The 20,924-nt window shown below is 74.4% G+C and carries 23 protein-coding genes and 1 pseudogene; 18 read left to right on the top strand and 6 right to left on the bottom strand.

Translation table 11 applies throughout. The annotated features are described in order from the left end of the window. The first annotated feature begins 316 nt into the window (after positions 1-316). Entirely contained in the window at positions 317-1,510 is a 1,194-nt protein-coding gene (locus FH969_RS10030) for an alcohol dehydrogenase catalytic domain-containing protein (protein ID WP_139987142.1), read from the top strand. Between the two features lie 33 nt (positions 1,511-1,543). Here FH969_RS10030 and FH969_RS10025 read toward each other — a convergent pair whose 3' ends face one another. Further along, positions 1,544-2,251, bottom strand: a complete 708-nt coding sequence (locus FH969_RS10025; RefSeq protein ID WP_139987141.1) for a GAF and ANTAR domain-containing protein — start codon at positions 2,249-2,251, stop codon at positions 1,544-1,546. Positions 2,252-2,470: 219 nt separating this feature from the next. On the opposite strand from FH969_RS10025, the gene FH969_RS10020 reads away from it, so the two are divergent. From FH969_RS10020 to FH969_RS10000, 5 genes are read left to right on the top strand one after another with little or no spacing between them, the layout of a single operon-like run. After that, positions 2,471-2,890 carry a hypothetical protein gene (locus FH969_RS10020; RefSeq protein WP_139987140.1) on the top strand — a complete coding sequence of 140 codons (420 nt, stop codon included), beginning with the start codon at positions 2,471-2,473 and terminating at the stop codon, positions 2,888-2,890. Further along, the gene (locus FH969_RS10015; RefSeq protein ID WP_139987139.1) at positions 2,887-3,441 is read left to right on the top strand and encodes a hypothetical protein; all 555 of its coding nucleotides are present in this window, start codon (positions 2,887-2,889) and stop codon (positions 3,439-3,441) included. The genes FH969_RS10020 and FH969_RS10015 overlap by 4 nt, the downstream gene beginning before the upstream one ends. Continuing rightward, positions 3,438-4,667: an Nramp family divalent metal transporter gene (locus tag FH969_RS10010; protein ID WP_139987138.1), complete on the top strand. Its 1,230-nt coding sequence runs from the start codon at positions 3,438-3,440 to the stop codon at positions 4,665-4,667. Before FH969_RS10015 ends, FH969_RS10010 begins: the two co-directional genes overlap by 4 nt. After that, positions 4,664-5,038 carry a hypothetical protein gene (locus FH969_RS10005; protein WP_139987137.1) on the top strand — a complete coding sequence of 125 codons (375 nt, stop codon included), beginning with the start codon at positions 4,664-4,666 and terminating at the stop codon, positions 5,036-5,038. The genes FH969_RS10010 and FH969_RS10005 overlap by 4 nt, the downstream gene beginning before the upstream one ends. Then, the gene (locus FH969_RS10000) at positions 5,035-5,514 is read left to right on the top strand and encodes a hypothetical protein (RefSeq protein WP_139987136.1); all 480 of its coding nucleotides are present in this window, start codon (positions 5,035-5,037) and stop codon (positions 5,512-5,514) included. The genes FH969_RS10005 and FH969_RS10000 overlap by 4 nt, the downstream gene beginning before the upstream one ends. A gap of 48 nt (positions 5,515-5,562) precedes the next feature. Here FH969_RS10000 and FH969_RS09995 read toward each other — a convergent pair whose 3' ends face one another. After that, positions 5,563-6,336, bottom strand: coding sequence for an SDR family oxidoreductase (locus tag FH969_RS09995; RefSeq protein WP_246071848.1), 774 nt, complete (start codon positions 6,334-6,336; stop codon positions 5,563-5,565). Between FH969_RS09995 and FH969_RS16160 the strand changes: the two are divergent. Continuing rightward, positions 6,293-7,250, top strand: a pseudogene (locus tag FH969_RS16160) (VIT1/CCC1 transporter family protein). The gene FH969_RS09995 and the pseudogene FH969_RS16160 overlap by 44 nt on opposite strands. Before the next feature lie 49 nt (positions 7,251-7,299). Here the strand turns inward: FH969_RS16160 and FH969_RS09980 are convergent. After that, positions 7,300-7,725, bottom strand: coding sequence for a hypothetical protein (locus FH969_RS09980; protein WP_108719480.1), 426 nt, complete (start codon positions 7,723-7,725; stop codon positions 7,300-7,302). A 453-nt stretch (positions 7,726-8,178) separates the two neighbouring features. On the opposite strand from FH969_RS09980, the gene FH969_RS15790 reads away from it, so the two are divergent. The 7 genes from FH969_RS15790 (at position 8,179) to FH969_RS09945 (ending at position 15,012) form a co-directional block, all read left to right on the top strand. Continuing rightward, positions 8,179-8,766: a fluoride efflux transporter FluC gene (locus tag FH969_RS15790; RefSeq protein WP_342777013.1), complete on the top strand. Its 588-nt coding sequence runs from the start codon at positions 8,179-8,181 to the stop codon at positions 8,764-8,766. Then, positions 8,763-9,140, top strand: coding sequence for a fluoride efflux transporter CrcB (gene crcB / locus FH969_RS09970; RefSeq protein WP_139987133.1), 378 nt, complete (start codon positions 8,763-8,765; stop codon positions 9,138-9,140). The genes FH969_RS15790 and crcB overlap by 4 nt, the downstream gene beginning before the upstream one ends. Positions 9,141-9,591: 451 nt before the next feature. After that, entirely contained in the window at positions 9,592-9,873 is a 282-nt protein-coding gene (locus tag FH969_RS09965; RefSeq protein ID WP_108719485.1) for an HU family DNA-binding protein, read from the top strand. Positions 9,874-10,219: 346 nt separating this feature from the next. Further along, the gene (locus FH969_RS09960) at positions 10,220-11,020 is read left to right on the top strand and encodes an ABC transporter ATP-binding protein (RefSeq protein ID WP_108719487.1); all 801 of its coding nucleotides are present in this window, start codon (positions 10,220-10,222) and stop codon (positions 11,018-11,020) included. Further along, a complete protein-coding gene (locus FH969_RS09955; protein WP_139987132.1) occupies positions 10,996-12,690 on the top strand; it encodes a hypothetical protein in 1,695 nt (564 codons plus the stop codon). Before FH969_RS09960 ends, FH969_RS09955 begins: the two co-directional genes overlap by 25 nt. Positions 12,691-12,730: 40 nt before the next feature. Further along, complete coding sequence (locus FH969_RS09950; protein WP_139987131.1) at positions 12,731-13,090, top strand: DUF3039 domain-containing protein; 360 nt, start codon at positions 12,731-12,733, stop codon at positions 13,088-13,090. Between the two features lie 128 nt (positions 13,091-13,218). Further along, entirely contained in the window at positions 13,219-15,012 is a 1,794-nt protein-coding gene (locus FH969_RS09945) for a DEAD/DEAH box helicase (RefSeq protein WP_484204327.1), read from the top strand. Positions 15,013-15,107: 95 nt separating this feature from the next. Here FH969_RS09945 and FH969_RS09940 read toward each other — a convergent pair whose 3' ends face one another. From FH969_RS09940 to FH969_RS09930, 3 genes are read right to left on the bottom strand one after another with little or no spacing between them, the layout of a single operon-like run. After that, complete coding sequence (locus FH969_RS09940; protein WP_139987130.1) at positions 15,108-16,451, bottom strand: nicotinate phosphoribosyltransferase; 1,344 nt, start codon at positions 16,449-16,451, stop codon at positions 15,108-15,110. Between the two features lie 27 nt (positions 16,452-16,478). Further along, on the bottom strand, positions 16,479-16,766 hold the full coding sequence (locus FH969_RS09935) for a ferredoxin family protein (protein WP_139987129.1): 288 nt from the start codon (positions 16,764-16,766) through the stop codon (positions 16,479-16,481). Continuing rightward, positions 16,751-18,088, bottom strand: a complete 1,338-nt coding sequence (locus tag FH969_RS09930; RefSeq protein WP_108719492.1) for an FAD-dependent oxidoreductase — start codon at positions 18,086-18,088, stop codon at positions 16,751-16,753. The genes FH969_RS09935 and FH969_RS09930 overlap by 16 nt, the downstream gene beginning before the upstream one ends. Positions 18,089-18,111: 23 nt before the next feature. On the opposite strand from FH969_RS09930, the gene clpS reads away from it, so the two are divergent. The 4 genes from clpS to FH969_RS09910 are packed head-to-tail and all read left to right on the top strand — an operon-like array spanning position 18,112 to position 20,822. Beyond that, positions 18,112-18,432, top strand: coding sequence for an ATP-dependent Clp protease adapter ClpS (gene clpS, locus FH969_RS09925; RefSeq protein WP_370445288.1), 321 nt, complete (start codon positions 18,112-18,114; stop codon positions 18,430-18,432). Position 18,433: 1 nt separating this feature from the next. Then, positions 18,434-19,117, top strand: a complete 684-nt coding sequence (locus tag FH969_RS09920; protein ID WP_108719493.1) for a DUF2017 family protein — start codon at positions 18,434-18,436, stop codon at positions 19,115-19,117. Positions 19,118-19,176: 59 nt separating this feature from the next. Further along, the gene (murI, locus tag FH969_RS09915; protein ID WP_108719494.1) at positions 19,177-20,067 is read left to right on the top strand and encodes a glutamate racemase; all 891 of its coding nucleotides are present in this window, start codon (positions 19,177-19,179) and stop codon (positions 20,065-20,067) included. Beyond that, positions 20,064-20,822, top strand: a complete 759-nt coding sequence (locus tag FH969_RS09910) for an MBL fold metallo-hydrolase (protein WP_108719495.1) — start codon at positions 20,064-20,066, stop codon at positions 20,820-20,822. The genes murI and FH969_RS09910 overlap by 4 nt, the downstream gene beginning before the upstream one ends. Positions 20,823-20,924 lie beyond the last annotated feature (102 nt).

The raw sequence follows: 20,924 nt of genomic DNA, 5'->3' as shown, positions 1-20,924 counted from the left end.
GCAGGCCGCGAGCGTGCCGGTCAGGCAGAGCGCGGCGGCGGCCGCGGCGGAACGACGAAGGGTGTGGCGTTGCATGGCGGGCTCCTCGACGATGTCGGACACTGCGGTGTCCGCCGGAGCGCCACTCGTCTCGAGCGCCTGTGGTTCGCAGTGTGCACGCAAAGCGCAGACCGCGCCACCGTCACGTTCGGGATTCCGGCGGGCGGCCCCATGAGGCGAAAGCACCGAGCCGGCCCGAGCCGTGCAATACTCAGCACGGGTCGAGACCGCTGGCCCGAGACCACGGGCGAGGACGCCCTGATCGAGGGAGTGCGGGATGCGTGCAGTCACCTGGCAAGGCCGCGAGAACGTCAGCGTCGAGACCGTGCCCGATCCGACGATCCAGGTGCCGACCGACGCCGTCATCGAGGTGACCTCCACCGCCATCTGCGGCTCCGACCTGCACCTGTACCGTCTGCTCGGCATGTACCTCGAACCCGGCGACGTCCTCGGCCACGAGGCCATGGGCGTGGTGCGGGAGGTCGGGCCCGAGGTCGGCAACCTGCAGGTCGGCGACCGCGTCGTCGTGCCGTTCGGCATCGCGTGCGGCCGGTGCTTCATGTGCACGGCCGGGCTGCAGAGCCAGTGCGAGACCACTCAGGTGACCGAGCAGGGCAAGGGTGCCGCGCTGTTCGGCTTCACCTCGATGTACGGCAGCGTCCCGGGCGGGCAGGCGCAGTACCTGCGCGTCCCGCACGCCGACTACGGCCCGGTCGTCGTGCCGAGCGACGACGAGCCCGACGAGCGCTACCTCTACCTCTCCGACGTGCTGCCGACGGCGTGGCAGGGCGTGGAGTACGCGGCCGTGCCCGACGGCGGAACGCTCGTCGTGCTCGGACTCGGCCCGATCGGGCAGATGGCCGCGCGGGTCGGGCTGTTCCGCGGCGCCGGACAGGTGATCGGCGTCGACCTCGTGCCCGAGCGCCGTGAGATGGCCGCGCGCCACGGCGTGACGGTGCTCGACGGCGCGAACCCGGCCGAGGTGCTCGAGCGCGTGCTGGACCTGACCCAGGGTCGCGGTCCGGACTCGGTGGTCGACGCCGTCGGGATGGAGGCGCATGGCTCGCCGGTCGCCTCCGTCGCGCAGAGCATGGCGGGCCTGCTCCCCGACGCGCTGGGCCGCGCCATGACCGAGAACGCCGGCAGCGACCGCACGGCCGTGCTCGACCTCGCCTTCAGCCTCGTGCGGCGCGGCGGGACTGTGTCGATCAGCGGGGTGTACGGCGGCGCCGCGACCCCGCTCAACCTCATGCAGATGTTCGACAAGCAGGTCAGCGTCCGGATGGGGCAGGCGAACGTGCGGCGCTGGACCGACGAGCTGCGCGATATCGTCGCGCGGACGGACGACCCGCTGGGCGTGCTCGATCTGCGCACCCACCGCGTCGGGCTGAGCGAGGCGCCGCAGTACTACCGGACGTTCCAGAAGAAGGAGGACGGCTGCATCAAGGTCGTCCTCGACCCGACGCGCTGAGAGCGCCCCCGTGCTCAGCGGGGCACCGGGACGTCAGTCGTGCGCGCCGCCGCCGTCCGGCAGCGTGCGCCGCGTCACCACGTGCTCGGCGACGTCGATGAGGCGCAGGTTGCGGTCCTGCGAGATGCGCGACAGCACCGCGAACGCACCGTCGGACTGCAGCGAGAAGCGCTCCATGAGGATGCCCTGCGCCTGGCCGATGAGGTTGCGGCTGTCGACGGCGATGCGGAGGTCCTCGTCGGCCTGCATCGCGCGGAGCGCGACCGAGACGTGAGTGGACAGGACGCGCGCCACGTCGGTCGCCTCGGAGTCGAACGCGTCGACCTCGCGCGAGTACAGGTTGAGCGCCCCGTGCACCTTGGTGCCGCTGAAGAGCCGGATGCTCAGCATGCCCGCGATGCCTTCGGCCTCGGCGGCGCGCGGCCCCCACTGCGGCCAGCGCTCGTCGGTGCCGACGTCGCCCGATCGGATCGCGAGCTCGTCGGTGATCGCGTCGAGGCACGGGCCCTCGGCCAGGTCGTACTGCAGGGCGTCGCACCGCTCGACGGCGGCGTCCGACGGCGCCACCGACTCCACCCTGCCGCGGCGCCGGCGCAGGGTGACCCCGGCCATCTGGCAGCCCGGCACGAGGCTCTGGCACCAGTCGACGGCCACCTCGAGCACCTGCTCGCTCGTGAGCGCCTCGTCCATCTCGCGTACGGCTGACTCGAGCGAGGAGATGACCTCGGCGATGTCGTCCATACGCCCATTGTCCACGTCGACCGGTGCGCGCCGGACCGCTTCTGTGCGACGGCGCCACTCCGACCAACCCCGCGCTCACCTGCGGTGTCGTTCCCTTCCGCGGGTGGGTCGTTGGTGGCGCACCCGAGGCGTGCGTGCCAGAGTGAGCGCCACTGAGACGTTCCGCCGGCCCGACGAGCGTGCCGGTCCGCTCCGGCGATTCCAGGAGAGGCGGTCAGCATGAGCAGCACCGGTCGGTACGACCACGCGGAGCCGTTCGACGGCGAGCAGCACGACGGCGAGCAGGCGGCGACCCCGCCGACCACCCCCGCCCTCGACGAGGGTCAGGTCGCGCAGGACTGGCTCGAGGGCGAGGCGCACGTCATGGCCGCCGAGTCGTCCAACCCCCGCAGCGCGGAGGAGCTCCACGCCGCGGCGCAGCGTGACGCCGAGTCCGTGCGCAGCGAGCGCGACGCGGGCATCGCGCACGGCGCCGAGGACGTCCCCGAGAGCATGGTGGCCGAGGGCGCCTCCCTCGACGAGCCCGCGGAGTACGAGGCGCCCGACGGCGAGCCTCACCTCGAGCACGACGCGCCCGACGGCGAGCGCGAGGAGCGCGACGAGCAGCCGGGAGCCGTCGACCCCGACGGTGCCCGGTGACCACGCCGCGCCGTCCCCTCGCGCGCACCGCCACGCGCACCACTCGCCGCACCACCGTCCGCACCACCGTCCGCACCACCGCGACCCTCGCCTGCGTCCTGCTCGCGACGAGCGCCGCACTCTCGTCCTGCACCGCGTCGCGCCAGGAGCCGGGCCAGGCCGTGGCCGCCGTGGCGGACGCCGTCGAGCTCGCCGACTCGGCGGTCGCGACGACGAACCTCACGGTGGTGCTGCTCGACGGCGGTGACCTGGTCGCCCCCGTCGCGGACACAGCGATCTCCGACCAGATCGGGGAGCTGTCCGACGCCTCGTCCGCCCTGACCACGCTCGTCCCGCCCGACGACACCTCCTCCGCACTACGGGTCCAGGGACTCGCGGCGCTCGCGATGGCGGTCGACGCGGTCGTGTCCGCCCGCGCCTGGGTCGCCCACACGGCAGGCGGCGACCTCGGTCCGGACGGCGGCGTGCCCACCGACCCGCGCGACGTCGTCGACGCGCTGGACGAGGCCGCGGACCAGCTGGAGGCCGTGCTCACGGAGGCCGGCCGGTGAAGAAGCTGCTCGGCGTCGCGCTCGGCATCCTCACCGCGATCGGCGGGTTCGTCGACATCGGCGACCTCGTGACCAATGCCGTCGTCGGTGCGCGGTTCGGGTTCTCGCTCGTCTGGGTGGTCGCCGTCGGGGTGATCGGCATCTGCCTGTTCGCCGAGATGTCCGGCCGCGTCGCCGCCGTGAGCGGCCGGGCCACCTTCGAGATCATCCGCGAGCGCCTCGGCCCGCGCGCGGGCGGGGCGAACCTCGTCGCCTCGTTCGCGATCAACCTGCTCACACTGACGGCCGAGATCGGCGGCATCGCGCTCGCGCTGCACCTCGCGAGCAGCGTCGAGCCCCGCCTGTGGATGCCGGTCGCGGCGCTCGCCGTCTGGCTCGTGCTGTGGCGGGTGAAGTTCTCGATCATGGAGAACGTCGTCGGGCTGATGGGGCTGCTGCTCATCGGCTTCGCCGTCGCGCTCTTCCTGCTCGGCCCGGACTGGAGCCAGGTCGCGCGCGAGATCACGCAGCCGGCGGTCCCCGAGGGCGAGCACCCCGCGGCCTACTGGTACTACGCCGTCGCGCTGTTCGGCGCCGCGATGACGCCGTACGAGGTGTTCTTCTTCTCCTCCGGCGCGGTGGAGGAGAAGTGGACCGCGAAGAGCCTCGGCCAGAACCGGCTCAACGTGTTCACGGGCTTCCCGCTCGGCGGGCTGCTGTCGGTCGCGATCGCGGGCTGCGCCGCCGTGGTCCTCCTGCCGCACGGCATCGAGGTGTCCACGCTCTCCCAGATCGTGCTGCCCGTGGCGCAGGCGGGCGGGACGCTGCTGCTCGCCGTCGTGATCGTCGGCATCGTCGCGGCGACGTTCGGGGCGGCGCTCGAGACGGCGCTGTCGAGCGGCTACACCCTCGCGCAGTACCTCGGCTGGTCCTGGGGCAAGTTCCGCCGCCCGGCCCAGGCCGCACGGTTCCACGTCACGATGATGATCGCGCTGCTGCTCGCCGTCGCCATCCTCATGACGAGCGTCGACCCGGTCGCCGTCACCGAGTTCTCGGTGGTGTTCTCCGCCGTCGCGCTCCCGCTGACGTACATCCCGATCCTCGTCGTCGCCAACGACCCCGACTACATGGGCGCACGCGTCAACGGTCGGGTGGCGAACACCCTCGGCAGCGTGTATCTCGGCATCGTGCTGGTCGCGGCGCTCGCGGCGATACCGCTCATGATCGCGACGGGGGCCGGCTCGTGACGCGCCGCATCATCGACGCGCGGCTGCACCTGCTCAGCCGCCAGGTGCTCGACGTCGACGGCGAGCCCGTCACCACCGTCGAGGACCTCGAGCTGCGCGGGGCGGACGGCGGCGACGTCGTGGCCGGCGAGCCCGCGCACGTCGCCGCGATCCTGTCCGGCCCCGTGCTCGTGACCCGGATCCTCGGCGGTCGCCCACCGCAGTCGCGGTGGGAGCGCATCGCGTGGTCCGCCGTCTCCCACCTCGGCACCGTGGTCGAGCTCGACGTCGAGGCGAGCACGCTCGACGTCGACTGGCCCGAGCGGTGGCTGCGCGAGCACGTCGTCCGCCGGATCCCCGGCGGCCAGCACGACCCGGAGGGGGAGTCGTGATCCTCGGTGACCTCCTGGACGCGCACGTCGTCACGCACGACGGCGAGGAGCTGGGTCGCGTCGTCGACCTGCGGCTCTCGCTCGAGGTGCTCGAGGAGGGCGACGGGTCCGGTGGTGGCCCGGACGAAGCGGAGCCGGGTGGTCCCGACGAGCGCGAGCACGGCAGCGGCGACGCCGACGACCAAGGCGACGACGGCGACACCCCCCTGGTCGCGCAGACCCACCGCAGCCACGCGGTCGGCAGCGCGGACGTCGTCGGGCTGCTCGTCAGCCCCCACACGGGCGGGTCGTTCCTCGGCTTCGAGCGACGCGGGGTGCGCTCGCCGTGGGTCGTGGCCGCACTCGTCCGGTGGCGGCACCGCGGCACGTTCCTCGTGGCGTGGCACGACGTCGAGCGCATCTCCCCGGGACTGGTCCACCTCGTCCCGGGCTTCGAGAAGCTCGACCCGACCCTCGACGAGGGCGAGGACGCCTGATCCGGTCGGCTCGCCGTCGTCCGTCCCGCCCGACCGCGAACTGCGGCCTCACGCGATGAGCGACTGCCCGCCGTCGATCCAGATCTCCGACCCCGTGACGTGGCTCGCGGCGTCCGAGGCGAGGTAGGCGACGAGGTCGGCGACCTGGCCCGCGCTGCCGGGCGTGCTGCCGGTGAGCGGGATCTGGCCGTCCGGGTAGCTCGCCGCGACGCCGAGGTGCTCGGTGTGCCGCTGCTCGGTGTTGTCGCCGATCTCCGTCTCGATCGCGCCGGGGCAGATCACGTTGACCCGGACCCGGTGCGGACCGAGCTCCACGGCGATCATCTTGGCGAACGCCACCTGGCCCGCCTTGCTCGCCGAGTACGCGGACGCGCCGGTGTTGCTGAACGTCTGCGTGCCGTTGATCGAGGACACGATGACCACCGAGCCGCCCTGCGCCTTGAGCAGCGGTACCGCGTACTTCACGGTGAGGAACGTCCCGGTGAGGTTGACCGCGAGCGTGCGCGCCCACTCCTCGGGCTCGAGCTCCTCCAGCGGCGCCCACACGCCGTTGATCCCCGCCGACGCGACGACGACGTCGAGCCGGCCCAGCTCGGACTGCACGCGGGCGACGGCGTCGCGCACCGACGCGGCGTCCTCCACGTCGCACTGCAGCGCCAGCGCCGCGCCGCCCGCCTCGCGGACCTCGCGCGCGGCGTCGTCGGCGCTCTCCTGACCGTGCCCGACGACGACCACGTGATGGCCGTCCGCGGCCAGGCGCAGCGCCGCCGCACGTCCGATGCCGGAGCCGGCCCCCGTCACGAGGGCGACCTTGGTGTCCACGGGGTCTCCTTCCGGCCGCCGGTGCGGCACGTCGTGCGAGCGGGAGCGACGTGGCGCCTCGGCGCCGGTCTTCTCCCGCATCATCGCGCGTTCCCGGCCGCCGGGGGAGGGACGCCGCGCTGCCGCTCGGAGGTCGCGGCACGAACGCTCGCCAGACCGTCCTCCGCCGGCGCCACACCTTCGGCGCCATACGGTCGCCGTGGCGATCCTGGGCTGGTTGCGGCGACGGCGGCACGGGGACGGCACCGTCTCCGACGCCGCGCTCTCCGAGCGGGACCGCGAGAGCCTGATCCGCGAGTACGTCGCGACGGCGAACGACGGCGCCGTGTCCAACGTGGGGATCATCGCGGGCCTCGCCGTGGCCGACCTGAGCGACCGGGCCGTCCTCTTCTCCGCCGTCATCGCGATGGTCGTCGGCACGAGCACGACGGCGGGCACCGCCTACATGCGCGCGGCGATCGACCGCGATGCGCTTCTCCGCGACATCGACGACCAGCGCCACCGGCTCGAGCGCGAGCCGGGGAAGGAGCTGGCCGACCTCACGGCGATCTACGTCGAGAAGGGCCTCTCGCCGGCGCTCGCGGAGGAGGTCGCCGCGGAGCTCACGGGCCGCGCACCTGGACGACGAGCTCGACGTGGACGACACCGAGTACTGGCCGCCGTGGCGGTTCGGGGCGTACGCCGGGCTCGCGTTCGCGATCGGTGCGCTCGTGCCCATCCTCCTGGTGACATTCATCCACACCTCGGCGGGCACCGTGGTGTCGCTGCTGGCGGTCGTCGTGTCGCTCACGCTCATGTCGCTCGTGGGGGCGAGGCTGGGCGGCACCCGCCCGTGGCTCACCGCGGTGCGCGCGGTGACGATCGGGCTCGTGACGCTGGGTCTCGCCTCGCTCGCCGGGCTCTTCCTGGACTGAGGGCTCACTGGGTCGACGTGGGCCGACGCGGGTCGACGTCGCATCGACCTCAGTCGACCCGGAGCAGCCAGCGCACCGCACGGCGTGCGAGCAGCAGCGCGACGATGAGGCCGGTCACGCTCCAGAACCCGCCGAGGGAGACTTGCTCGGGGAACAGGAACCCGATCAGCTCGAGCACCACGATCTTCGAGCCCGGCAGCAGCACCCCGAGCGTCAGCGCGCGCACCACCCGCTGGGCACCGGTCGTCGCCGAGCGCAGGCGAGCGATCGCCGCCTTCTTCGCGCGCAGTACCACCTCGAGCACGAGCTTGAGCACCACGGCGACGGCGAGCGACACCGCGAAGCTCTCGGCGATCACCTGGGGCACGAGCTGGGCGGCGAGGTTGAGCACGATCACGTAGACGAACACGTCGACGACGTGGGCCGGGTCGAGCCGGTGGGCGCGTCGGACGTCCGGCGCGACGGTGCTGGTCACGCACGTGAGCGTACGCGCGGCTGCCGGCCGTCTTCCGCGGAGCGACCCGCGCGACGGCGACCTGTGGTGCGAACGGGACGCTCGCCGTCGTGCATCCCGGTCATCGTCGATCGCGACGCACGAGATCCTCGGCGCGCCGGGGGCGGCGAGGAGCACGTCGAGTCACGGGGGTTCGCCACCAGGGTATCGGCCAGGCCAGCCGCGCCACAGGGAAGCCCGTGCGCCACCCTCGCCCACGACCGGAAGTCCCTTCATGCCGAGCTGCTCGACGGGCAGGTCGCCGGATCCCGCGGTTCTCGGATCGTGTTGTCGCTCATGTGCTCCTCCTCGATCGGCCACGCGCTCGCTGACGACGCCGAGGCGGCGTCACTCTCCCTTTCGCTGCGGAGACCAACGAACTCGCGTCGCCCTGGGACACGATTGCGCACGCGAGTTCTGAGCTACGTTGGGCCGGTGTCCGGGAGCGCCGACCCGCAGTCGAGCGACGCGCCGTCGGGCGTCGCGTCTCGTGCCCCGCACCTGAGCCCGGCGCTCGTGCTCCTCGTCGCCGCGGGCGGCGCCGTCGGCACCGCGATCCGCGCGGTCGCCGAGAACGCCGCCCCCGCGCAGCCGGGTGCGTGGCCGTGGACCACGTTCCTCATCAATGTGACCGGGTCGTTCGTGCTCGCGACCCTCGTCGCCGGCCTGGGACGAGGCGGACCGGACGTGGGTCGACGGCGAGCGGTGCGCCTCGCCGTCGGGACCGGCGTGCTCGGCGGCTACACGACGTACTCCTCGTTCGCTGTCGAGGCCGACCGCCTCCTCAGCGGCGGCCACCCCGGGACGGGCCTGGCGTACGCGCTGCTCAGCGTGGCGCTCGGCGTCGGCGCCGCGGTGCTCGGCGTCCGCACGGCACGCGCGCTGGTGCCGGTGCGGTTCGACCCGGCGCACGCGCTCGACGCGCTCGCCGCTCGCGTCGACCCGACGCTGCCGCGCGACTCCGACGCCGCCGACGACCCAGCCGACCCAGCCGATGCAGCCGACGCAGGGGAGCGGTCGTGAGCCCGGCCACCCTCCTCCTGGTGGCGCTCGCAGGCGGCGCGGGCGCGGCGTCCCGGTTCGTCCTGGACGGGCTGGTGAACCGGCACGTGCGCGCGAGTGTCCCGCTCGGGACGGTCGTCGTGAACGTGCTCGGCTCGTTCCTGCTCGGGCTGCTCGTCGGGCTGTCCGAGGACCACGTCGCCTCGGCCGAAGTCCTCGCCGTGCTCGGCACGGGGTTCCTCGGCGGGTTCACCACGTTCTCGACGGCGAGCCTCGAGGCGGTCCGCCTCGCCGCCGAGGAGCGTGAGGGTGCGGCGGTGCGCGCGGTCGTGCACGCCGTCGGGATGCTTGCGCTCGGCCTGGGCGCCGCGGCCCTCGGTCTCTGGCTCGGCTGAGCCGTCTGGTGAGGCGGGCCACCACGGCTGGCCCGGGCGACGGCGTGCGTGAGAGGGTGGCCGCAGGCGCTCGGCAGCGCCCGCGGACGAGGGAGCTGTACCCGCACGGACACGACGGCCAGAGAGGGTGACCTGTGTCCGCCACCACCACCGCCTGGCTGGCTGGCATCGGGTGCGTCGTGGGGCTCAAGCGCGCCGGTCACGCACAGGTTCAGGGCCCGACGCCGGAGCCCGCCACCACCTCGTCCACGCCCTCGAGGGGTGCTCGCCAGAGCGGCCGCGGGCGTCCCGAGTGACGTCGGCGGTGGCCGTGGCAGAGCCGTCGCGGGGCCCTCGACGGGGACACGCAAGCGAGGAAATGGCGGGTTGGTGCGGTTTTTCGGCCGGTAGGGCGTAGTGTCTCCCCGAAGGGCGCACACCGTGCGCCGACGCACGTCTGAAGGGGAACTCTGTGACCGTCAACCGCACCGACCTCGTCGCCGCCATCGCCGAGAAGGCCGGCCTGACCAAGAAGCAGGCCGACGACGCTCTCGCCGCCTTCCAGGAGGTCCTCGTGGACAGCCTCGGCAAGGGTGAGGCCGTCAAGGTGACCGGCCTGCTCTCGGCCGAGCGCGTCGAGCGCGCTGCCCGCACGGGCCGCAACCCGCGCACCGGCGAGGAGATCACCATCCCCGCCGGCTACGGCGTCAAGCTGTCCGCGGGCTCGACGCTGAAGTCCGCCGTCGGCAAGTGATCGACTGAGCTCCATCGACGGGCGGGTCACCTTCGGGTGGCCCGCCCGTCGGCCTGCCACCGCCCCTTCGCGGCGGCATTTCCCGGACACGCGTGCGATCGGCCCCGAGCGTGGACCGATGACCGCCGCCGGCCTCATCGTCTCGACCGACCAGCCACCCACCGCATCCGTGCCGCGCACGCGCCGCCGAGGACTCGGGCCCGAGCTCCCTGTGGCACGCGCGGCGTCTCATCCCGGCGGGGGAGCCGTCGGCCCGGCCTCTCGCCCGGACGTCGGAGCCGCGGATGGGCAACCTCGGTCGCGCGCCGGAGCCACCGCGTCACCGGCGGGTGCCAGAGTGGACGCCATGACGTCACCCGTGCCGCCGCGTCCACCCGCCGACCCCGGGTCGGTCCCCGCGCTGCACACGTGGGGCCTCTTCAAGCGCTTCGGTCCGAAGACGGCCGTGGAGCAGTTCGAGCTCGTCATCCCGACCGGCTCCTACTTCGGGCTCGTCGGTCCGAACGGGGCGGGCAAGACGACCACGCTGAGCATGGCCACGGGTCTGCTGCAGCCCGACGCGGGGACGGCGTTCGTGCACGGCGTGGACGTGTGGCGCGACCCCGCGACCGCCAAGCGGCAACTCGGCATCCTGCCCGACGGCCTGCGGCTGTTCGACCGCCTGACGGGCGCCGAGCTCGTGACGTACGCGGGCCTGCTGCGCGGCATGGACCCGGACGTGGTGCGCCGCCGCACCGACGACCTGCTCGACGTGCTCGGCCTCACCGGCGACGCGAACAAGCTCGTCGCCGACTACTCCGCCGGCATGACGAAGAAGATCGGCCTGGCAACGGCGCTCGTGCACGCCCCGAGCGTCCTCGTCCTCGACGAGCCGTTCGAGTCGGTCGACCCCGTCTCCGCGAGCCACATCCGCGCGATCCTCGCCGACTACGTCGCCAACGGCGGCACCGTGGTGCTGTCCAGCCACGTGATGGAGCTCGTCGAGCGCCTGTGCAGCCACGTGGCCGTCATGACCGAGGGCCGGCTCGTCGCCTCGGGCACGGTCGCCGAGGTCGGCGGCGGTGACCTGCAGCGGCGGTTCGCCGAGCTGGTCGGCGCCGAGGAGGTCACGGAGGGGCTGTCGTGGTTGCGACCCTCGCGCGGCTGAGGTTCACCCTCCTGCGCAACACCCTGCTGCGGGAGAAGTGGCGGATCGTGCTGCTCGCCGTCGGCGGCCTGTACGCCCTCGGGCTGCTGGCGTTCGCCGTCGCGGGCATGGTCGCGCTCGGCGTCGCCGCCGATCCGCAGGTGCGCGACACCGTGCTCGTACTCCTCGGCTCGGCCCTCGTCCTGGGCTGGGCGATCGTGCCGATGGTCGCGTTCGGCCTGGACAACACCCTCGACCTGCAGCGGTTCGCGCTCTACCTCACGCCCACGCCGCGGTTCGCGTTCGGGCTGTTCGTCGCCGGCGCCGTCTCGATCCCCGGCGCGGTCACCGTGCTCGTCAGCGTCACCACCGCGTTGGCCTGGGTCGGCTCGGGCACGACGGCGCAGCGCGTCTCGGCCGCGCTCGTCGCCCTGGTCACGGGTCTCCTCGGCGCGGCGACCTGCCTCCTGCTGGCGCGGGTCACCACGACCGCCGCCTCGGGACTGATGCGCGGCCGGCGCGGTCGCGACCTCGCGGGCGTGGTCGCCACGGGCGCCGTGCTCGTGGTCAGCCTCGTCCCGGTGCTGCTCCAGTCGGTGGGCCTGCGGCTGAGCTCCTTCGACGCCCTGGCAGGCGTGCTCGCGTGGACCCCGCTGGGCGCGCCGTGGGCGGTGCCGAGCGACGTGGCGGCCGGGCGGTGGGGCGTGGCCCTGGCGCGGCTCGCCGTCGTGCTCGCGACGCTCGGCGTGGCCGGGGTGCTCTACCTGCGCCTCGTCCGACGCTCCATGGTGAGCGTCGGGTCGGGCCAGGGGCCGTCGGCGGAGCGGACCGGGCGGCTGCCGCTGGCGCACGCGCTGCTGCGCGAACCAGCGGCGGCGGGCGAGGGAGCCCGGCCGGCCGTCATCACACCGGTCCGCGTGCGCACGACCCCCGCCGCGGCTGCCGTCGCGGGACGGTCGCTGCGCTACTGGCGCGGCGACCCGCGCTACCTCGCCTCGACCGGCGCGATCGCGCTCATGCCTGTCCTCGTCCTCCTGCTGGCCTGGCTCGTGACGAGCCAGAGCACCGACGTCGCGTTCCGCGAGGTGCTCGCCTGGGCCGTGCTCGCGCTCGGTCCCGTGACGGCGTGGATCGGTGCCTGGTCGATCCACGACGACATCGCCTACGACTCCACCGCGTTCTGGCTGCACGTCGCCGCCGGGGTGCGCGGCGCGGACGACCGCCTGGGCCGCGTGCTGGGCCTCGCGGTGTGGCTCGTGCCCACCGTGGTGCTGCTCGCCGTCGTGCCCCCGGTGCTGCTGGGACGCGGCGCGTGGGTGCCGGCGGTGCTCGGGATCTCGCTCGTGCTGCTCGGCGGCGGGTTCGCAGTCGCGTGCGTGTTCAGCGCGGCGCTGCCCTACCCCGCCCCGCCGCCCGGCGCGAACCCGATGTCGAGCCAGAGCGGGGGGTCGGTGCTCGCGTTCGCGGTGCAGCTGCTGTCGTTCGCGGTGCTCGGCCTGCTCGTGCTGCCCACGGCGCTCACGCTGATCCCGGTGTTCGCGGGCTCGACGGCGTGGGGCTGGCTCACGCTCGCCGTCGGCACGGTCACCGCGGTGGTGTGGCTCGCCGTCGGCGTGCGCTGGGGCGGCCGGATCCTGGACCGCAACGCCGTGACCGTGCTCACCCGGATCCGGTCCTGGCCACGGCACTGAGCCTGCCGTGCCGACGGACCCGGCACGTAGACTCGAGAGCATGACCGAGCCGCTTCCCCAGCCCCAGGTTGCCCCGGGCGGGCCGGACGGCCCCGGCGGGTCGACCAGCACGATCGAGCGCACGGAGACGCGCCACCAGGTCCAGCCGGGCGACAACGAGCGGTACGCGCACTACGTCCCGAAGGACAAGATCCTCGCGTCCGCGATGTCCGGCGAGCCCGTCATCGCGCTGTGCGGCAAGATCTGGCTGCCCCAGCGCGACCCCAGCCGGTTCCCGGTGTGCCCGGTCTGCAAGGAGATCTACGCGAGCCTGCACGGCGGCTCGGGTGACTCCTCCAGCGGCGGCGCCGGCGGTTCCGGTTCCGGTGGTTCTGGCGGCTCCGCCGGATCGGACGCGTGAGCGCGGCCCGCCGCAGCAACGACCTGACCGCTCACGACGAGGCCCAGCCGGACCTCTTCGAGAGCCTTCGTTCGCCTGCGCCCGCCACGTCCCCTGCGGCTTCCCCCGCTGCTTCTCCCGCACCCTCGGTGCACCTGCCGACCCAGCCCTCCCCGGCGGCCGCCGCCGAGCTGTCCCCGGCGTTCCCCGGCCGCGCCGCGTGGGGCACCGCGGGCAACCTGCGCGCCTGGCAGGCCGCGGCGCTCGCGCGCTACGCCGAGCTGCAGCCCCGGGACTTCCTCGCCGTCGCGACCCCGGGCGCAGGCAAGACCACGTTCGCGCTGCGTGTGGCGACCGAGCTGCTCAAGCGGCGCGTGGTGCGCCGGGTCACCGTGGTCGCACCGACCGAGCACCTCAAGACGCAGTGGGCCGATGCCGCCGCGAGGGTCGGCATCGCGATCGACCCCAGCTTCCGCAACGCCCAGGCGGCGCACGGCGCGCACTACGACGGCGTCGCCCTCACCTACGCGCAGGTCGCCGCGAACCCCGAGCTGCATCTGCGGCGCACCCACGAGGCCGACACCCTGGTCATCCTCGACGAGGTGCACCACGCCGGGGACGCCCTCTCCTGGGGCGACGCGGTGCGCGAGGCGTTCGAGCCCGCGGCGCGCCGGCTCAGCCTCACCGGCACGCCGTTCCGCTCCGACACCGCGCCCATCCCGTTCATCACGTACGAGCCCGACGCCGACGGCGTGCGCCGCTCCCGCGCCGACTTCACCTACGGCTACGGGGACGCGCTGCGCGACGGCGTGGTCCGCCCCGTCCTCTTCCTCGCCTACTCGGGCGAGATGACGTGGCGCACGAGCGCGGGCGACGAGGTCAGCGCGCGTCTCGGCGAGCCGCTGACCAAGGACATGATCGCCCAGGCGTGGCGCACGGCCCTGGCGCCCGAGGGCGACTGGATCCCCGCGGTGCTCCGCGCGGCCGACACCCGGCTGTCCGAGGTCCGTCACACGGTGCCGGACGCGGGCGGCCTCGTCATCGCGACCGACCAGGCCACGGCGCGGGCGTACGCCGACCAGCTGCGCGCGATCACGCGCGAGGAGCCCGCCGTCGTGCTGTCCGACGACGACGGCGCCGGTGCGCGGATCGAGTCCTTCGCCGCCGGGAGGCAGCGGTGGATGGTCGCCGTGCGCATGGTGTCGGAGGGTGTGGACGTGCCGCGGCTCGCCGTCGGCGTCTACGCGACCGCGACCTCGACCCCGCTGTTCTTCGCGCAGGCCGTGGGCCGGTTCGTGCGCGCGCGCCGGCGCGGCGAGACCGCGTCGGTGTTCCTGCCGTCCGTCCCGGTGCTGCTCGCCCTCGCCGGCGAGCTCGAGGTCGAGCGCGACCACGCGCTGGACCGGCGCAGCTCGGCCGAGCCGGACGGCCTGGACGACGCCGCGCTCGAGCAGGCCAACCGCTCCGAGCGCGCCTCGGACGACCTCGACCGGCCCGGCTTCCAGGCGCTCGCGGCGCAGGCGTCCTTCGACCACGTGCTCTTCGACGGCGGCCAGTTCGGCGTGGGTGGGGAGATCGGCTCCGAGGTCGAGTCGGACTTCCTCGCGATCCCCGGCTTCATGGACACCGACGACGTCACCGCGCACCTGCGCGCCAAGCAGGCCTCGCACCTGCGCGCGGGGCACGGGCACGCGCCGGGGCACGGTGGCGCAGCGGGGCACGACGGCGAGCGCGAGGTGGTCGACCACCGCGAGATCGCGCGGCTGCGCAAGGAGCTCAACCAGCTCGTGTCGGCCTGGTCGCGGCGCTCAGGCACGCCGCACGGCGTGGTGCACACCCGCCTGCGCCAGCACTCCGGCGGCGGCGAGGTGCCCGTGGCGAGCGCGTCGGAGCTGCGCTCGCGGATCGCCCGGGTGCGCGACTGGTTCGTCGGGAAGCCCTGACGCCCGGACCCGCGCCGACCCGTTCGCGAGGTGATCTTCGTCCTTTCGCGAGGTGAAGTTCGTCCTCTGTCGACGCGAACCCTCTCGCGGGCGGCTCAGACCGTGATGATCTCGGTCGGGATCGCGGGGTCGCCCGCGGACAGCCGCCGCGCCGCGCGGGGCAGCTCGGCGAGGGACTCATGGTGGCGCTGCGCGGCCCGGCGCACACCGTCGGCGCCGGTCCAGCCCGGCTGGAGCTCGCCGTCGGCCACGAACGTGACGTGCAGGGGCCGCAGCTCGTCGACCTCGGCGACCTGGCCGAGCGCCGGGACGTCGGCGTCGGGGGAGAGCAGCACGACCTCCTCGGTCGCGAGCCCGTTCTCGATCCGGCGGCCCGCGGTCTTGCGCCCGCCGACGCTGGCCTTCCCGCCCGCGGACGCCTTCGCCACGGCGTGCATCGCGCCGTCGCTGCCCTCGCGCAGCACGAGCTTGTAGACCATGCCGCAGGTCGGCGCGCCCGAGCCGGTCACCACCGAGGTGCCCACGCCGTAGGAGTCCACCGGCGCGACGGCGAGCGCCGCGATCGCGTACTCGTCCAGGTCCGAGGACACCACGATCTTGGTCTCGGTGGCGCCGAGGGAGTCCAGCTGCTCGCGCACCTCGCGCGCGACGGTCGGCAGGTCGCCGGAGTCCAGCCGCACGGCGCCGAGCGCGGTCCCGGCCGCGTCGACGGCGGTGAGCACGCCCTGCTCGACGTCGTAGGTGTCCACGAGCAGCGTGGTGCCGGGCCCCGCGGAGGCGATCTGGGAGACGAAGGCCGAGCGCTCGTCGTCGTGCAGCAGGGTGAACGCGTGCGCCGCGGTGCCGATGGTCTCGAGGTCGTAGCGCCGGCCCGCCTCGAGGTTGGACGTGCCCGCGAAGCCCGCGACCACCGCGGCGCGCGCCGCCGCGACGGCCGCGCTCTCGTGCGCCCGCCGCGAACCCATCTCCAGGCAGGGTCGCTCCCCGGCCGCGGACGTCATCCGCGACGCGGCCGCGGCGATCGCGGAGTCGTAGTTGAGGATCGACAGGACGAGGGTCTCCAGCAGCACGCCGTCCGCGAACGGCGCCTCGACCACGAGCAGCGGCGACCCGGGGAAGTACAGCTCGCCCTCGGCGTACCCGCTGATCCGGCCGCGGAACCGGTAGTCGGCGAGGTAGTCGAGCATCGCGCCGCTGACGACCTCGCCCTCCCGCAGCCAGTCGAGCTCGGCGTCGCCGAACCGGAAGTGCTCGAGCGCCTCCAGCAGGCGCCCGGTGCCCGCGACGACGCCGTAGCGCCGCCCGGCGGGCAGCCGGCGCGCGAACACCTCGAACACGCACGCGCGGGACGCGGTGCCGTCGGCGAGCGCGGCGTCGACCATCGTGAGCTCGTAGCGGTCGGTGAGCAGCGCGGTGCTGGCCGGCGGGGACGTCGTCATGGCGACACCCTAGAGCGGACGTGCGCCTCACCCCTCGCGGAAGCGCACGCCCGTGCTGCCGCGCGGGTAGGTCCAGCGCAGCCCGCCCGAGGCGACGGCGAGGCACGCCCCGCACTCCAGGCACGCGGCGGCGTCGGCGAGCACCGCCGTCGGCGTCTCGCGGTAGACCCCCGCGGGGCAGACGGCGACGACGGCGCGCGCCTCGGGGCTGCCCGGCACCAGGGCGGAGGCGTCGATGTGCGGGGCGTCGTCCGGGTCGAACCGGGTCGCACCGAGCCGCACGTTGAGCGGGGGAACCTTCACAGTGCTCGCCACCCCGCACTCGCGTCGCCGAGCCACGTCCGCCAGGACTGCCGGCGCGCGGCCCCGCGCAGGAGGGTGCGCAGCGGGCGGCGAGGTGCGCCGTCGAGCACGAACGCGGACCGCAGCACGTCCTGCGCGGCCTGGCCCCACGGCCCGTAGGGCCCCTCGCGCTCGAGGAACGACGGCGTGCGCGCGTACGTGCGCATGTCCGCCATCGCGGGGCTGGCCTCGAGCGCCGCGGCGTAGCGCGCCATGCCCGACGCCGAGGTGTCGCCCGCCTGCACCGCGTCGGCCACGGCGTCGCCCGCCACGAGCCCGGACGTCACCGCGAGGTCCATGCCGCGCAGCACGAGGCCGGAGTTGATCGTGAGGCCGGCGGCGTCGCCGACGACGGCGAGCCCGGCGTGCGCGACGTCGCCCACCATCGCCGCGCCGCCCTCGGCGACGAGGTGGGAGCCGTACTCGACGAGCTCGGCACCCTCGAGGTAGCGGGCCAGCCCGGGGTGGCCCAGCAGGTGCTCGATGAGCTCCGAGGCCGTGCGGCCCGAGGCCACGAGCGCGTCCAGGCGCACGACGATCCCGACCGAGAGGGAGTCGCGGTTGGTGTAGAGGAACGCGCCGCCGGCCACCCCGGCCGTGGCGTCGCCGACGATCGCGTGCGCCGCACCCTCGCCGGGCCCGACACCGAACCGGTCCTCGATCCGCTCCTCACCCAGGCGCAGCACGGCCTTGATCCCGACGGCGAGCTGGTCCGGCCGCGGATCGGGGCGCAGGCCGGCGCCGCGGGCCAGGAAGGAGTTCACGCCGTCGGCAGCGACCACGGCGTGCGCGCGCATCACCGAGCCGTCCGAGACGATTCCCACGACGCGGGTGCCTGAGCCCGAACCCTGCGTGGCGAGCGCCTCGACCTTCAGCCCGGGCATGAGGAACGCGCCGGCCTCCTCGGCCTTGCCCGCGAGCCAGGGGTCGAAGTGCGCGCGCAGGACGGTCACGGCGTTGGGGGCGGTCGTGGGCGCGGCGGCTGCGGCGGCCTCGCCGCGCGCGGCGCCGAGCGCGCTGTCCGTGTAGTCCAGGCTGACGACCGACTCGCGCTGCAGCAGCGTCGTCACGTGCCGCACGACTCGCCGCTCGTAGGGCGCGTCGGCCGCGAACGAGGGCACTGCGGCGGCCAGCGTGGCGGGGTAGAGAACGCCGCCGGAGAGGTTCTTCGAGCCCGGGGAGTCGCCGCGCTCGACGAGGGCGACCTGCAGCCCCCGCTCGGCGAGGCGCAGCGCGGCGGCCGACCCGGCCGGGCCCGCGCCGACGACGGCGACGTCGACATCCACCTCGCTCACGCGTTCCAGCCTAGGCTGACGACGTGACCGCTCTCCCCGCCGACCCCGTGCTGGCGCCCGCGCCCGCCCCGGTCGGCAGGCCCGCGGCCGATGCGCGTCCCGAGCCGGACCGGCCCTGGCGCACCGTCGTCTGGGACGACCCGGTCAACCTCATGTCCTACGTGACCTACGTGTTCCAGACCCACTTCGGCTACAGCCGCGAGCGCGCCGAGCAGCTCATGCTCGCGGTGCACCACGAGGGTCGGGCGGTCGTGTCCAGCGGCGGTCGCGAGCGGATGGAGGCGGACGTGGAGGCCATGCACACCTACGGCCTGTGGGCCACCCTCGAGCAGGACGAGAGCTGACGTGCACGCCTTCCGCCGCACCCGACGCGGGTACCTCACCCGCCTCGACGCCACCGAGCGCGCGATCGTCGGCCGCGTCGTCGCCGACGTCGCCACGCTGCTCGGCTGGGACGTCACCGAGCCGTACGCGCCCGACGACGCCGAGCCCGACGGCCGGCGCGGGAGCCGCGGTGAGGGAACGTCGTCCCACCCCGACGTGAACCTGCCCGACGTGGACTGGGGCGCCGTCGGGCTCGGCGGCGACGAGGACGAGGAGGACCCGCGCGCGCCGCTGGACCCCGCGCTCGCCCGGCTGCTGCCACCCGCGAGCGAGGACGACGACATCGCCGGCGAGGTCCGGCGCCTCACCGAGGAGTCCATCCGCAGCGCCAAGGGCGAGCGGCTGCGACGCGTGTGGTGGGACCTGCAGGGGGAGCCCGGCCGGCTGCTCGTCGCTCCCGAGGAGGCGATGACCTGGGCCGGCGCCCTCACGGACGTGCGGCTCGTGCTCGCGCAGCGGCTCGGCGTCGAGGACGCGGAGGACTCGCAGGCCCTCGAGCAGGTCGCGATCGCCGACGCCGACGAGGCCACCCGTGCGCTGGCCACGCTCTACCTCGCGCTCTCCTGGCTGCAGGAGTCGCTCGTCGAGGCGATGCTCGGCGAGCTGCCCGAGGGTGGCGCCGAGGGGCTCGACCCGCTCGGCTGAGTCGCGGATCACCCGCGGGTGCGAGCCGCGACGGGGGTGCCACGAACTACCCTGGAGCGATGAGTGACGCCCCGATCGGCATCTTCGACTCCGGGGTCGGCGGGCTGACCGTGGCCCGCGCCGTGCTGGACCAGCTGCCGAACGAGGCCGTCCGCTACCTGGGCGACACCGCCCGCACGCCGTACGGTCCCCGGCCCATCGCGCAGGTGCGCCGGTACTCCCTCGAGATGCTCGACAGCCTCGTCGACTCGGGCGTCAAGGCGCTCGTCATCGCCTGCAACTCCGCCTCGTCCGCGGTGCTGCGCGACGCGCGCGAGCGGTACGAGCCGTCGGGCATCCCGGTGATCGAGGTCATCCACCCCGCGGTGCGCCGCGCGGTCGCCGCGACCCGCACCGGCCGGGTCGGCGTCATCGGGACGCGCGCCACGATCTCCTCGCGCTCCTACGAGGACGCGTTCGCCGCCGCGCCCCACCTGCGCCTGTTCACCCAGGCGTGCCCGGCGTTCGTGGAGTTCGTCGAGTCCGGCGTGACCTCCGGCGCCCCGGTGCGCGACGCCGCCGAGCACTACCTCGCGCCGCTGCGCGAGGCGGACATCGACGCGCTCGTCCTGGGCTGCACCCACTACCCGCTGCTCACCGGCGTCATCTCCTACGTGATGGGGGAGGGCGTCACGCTCGTCTCCTCGGCCGAGGAGACCGCGAAGGAGCTGTACCGCACCCTGGTGCGCGAGGACCTGCTCCGCACGGCGCCCGAGCCGCCGCAGCACGAGTGGCTCGCCACCGGGGACCGCGACTCCTTCCGACGGCTGGCCCGCCGGTTCCTCGGGCCCGAGGTCCCCGCGGTGCAGGACGCCGCGTCGGTGACCGGCGAGATCCCGCGGATCACCGCGCCGATCGCCGCTCGCACCGCCGCTCGCCCCGCCGCCGAGGCCGGGAGCGCCGCTCGATGAGGCTCACCGTGCTCGGCTGTTCCGGATCGGTGCCGGGCCCCACGTCGCCCGCCTCCAGCTACCTCGTGACGACCGAGGACACCAGCCTCGTCCTCGACCTCGGCTCGGGCGCCTTCGGTCCGCTCATGGCGACGACCGACCCGTCCCGGCTCGACGCCGTCGTGCTGAGCCACCTCCACCCCGACCACTGCGCCGACCTCACGGCGCTGGCGGTGTGGCTGCGCTACGGCCCGTCCTCGCCGTCGGGCCCGGTGCGCGTGCTGGGACCGGAGGGCACGCGCGAACGCCTGCTCGAGCTGACCCATCTCGCGCCGGCGGACCTGGCGGCGACGTTCGCCGTCGAGATCGTGCACGACGGCGAGCCCACCACCGTGGGCGACCTCACCCTGGTCCCGCACGCGGTCCTGCACCCGGTGCCCGCGTTCGGCTACCGCGTGACCGGGCCGGCGACCGACGGCGGCGTCGCGACGCTCGGCTACACGGGTGACACCGACCTGTGCGACGGCGTCTCCGCCGTCGCGGACGGGGTGGACCTGCTGCTGGCCGAGGCGGCGTTCGAGCGCGAGGAGGAGGTCCGCGGGATCCACCTCACGGGCGGTCGCGCCGGCGGCCTGGCCACGGCCGCGGGTGTGCGCGCCCTCGTCCTCACCCACCTGCAGCCCTGGGCCGACGCCGGCGTCGTGTACGCCACGGCCCGTGCCGCGTACGCGGGTCCCACCGAGCTCGCGGTCGCCGGGGCGATCTACGACCTGTAGCCCGGTCGGGCTGCGGACCGCGGCCGACTGGTCGGCCGGGTTCACGACGCGGACGCGTGACCTGCGCGTCACACGCGAGGGATAACCTGCGCGGGGGCACGA

This window comes from Miniimonas arenae, assembly GCF_006351005.1.
Lineage (GTDB): Bacteria > Actinomycetota > Actinomycetes > Actinomycetales > Beutenbergiaceae > Miniimonas > Miniimonas arenae.
The sequence above is the reverse complement of the archived record's forward strand: the minus strand, read 5'-3'. Positions and strand labels throughout refer to the sequence as shown.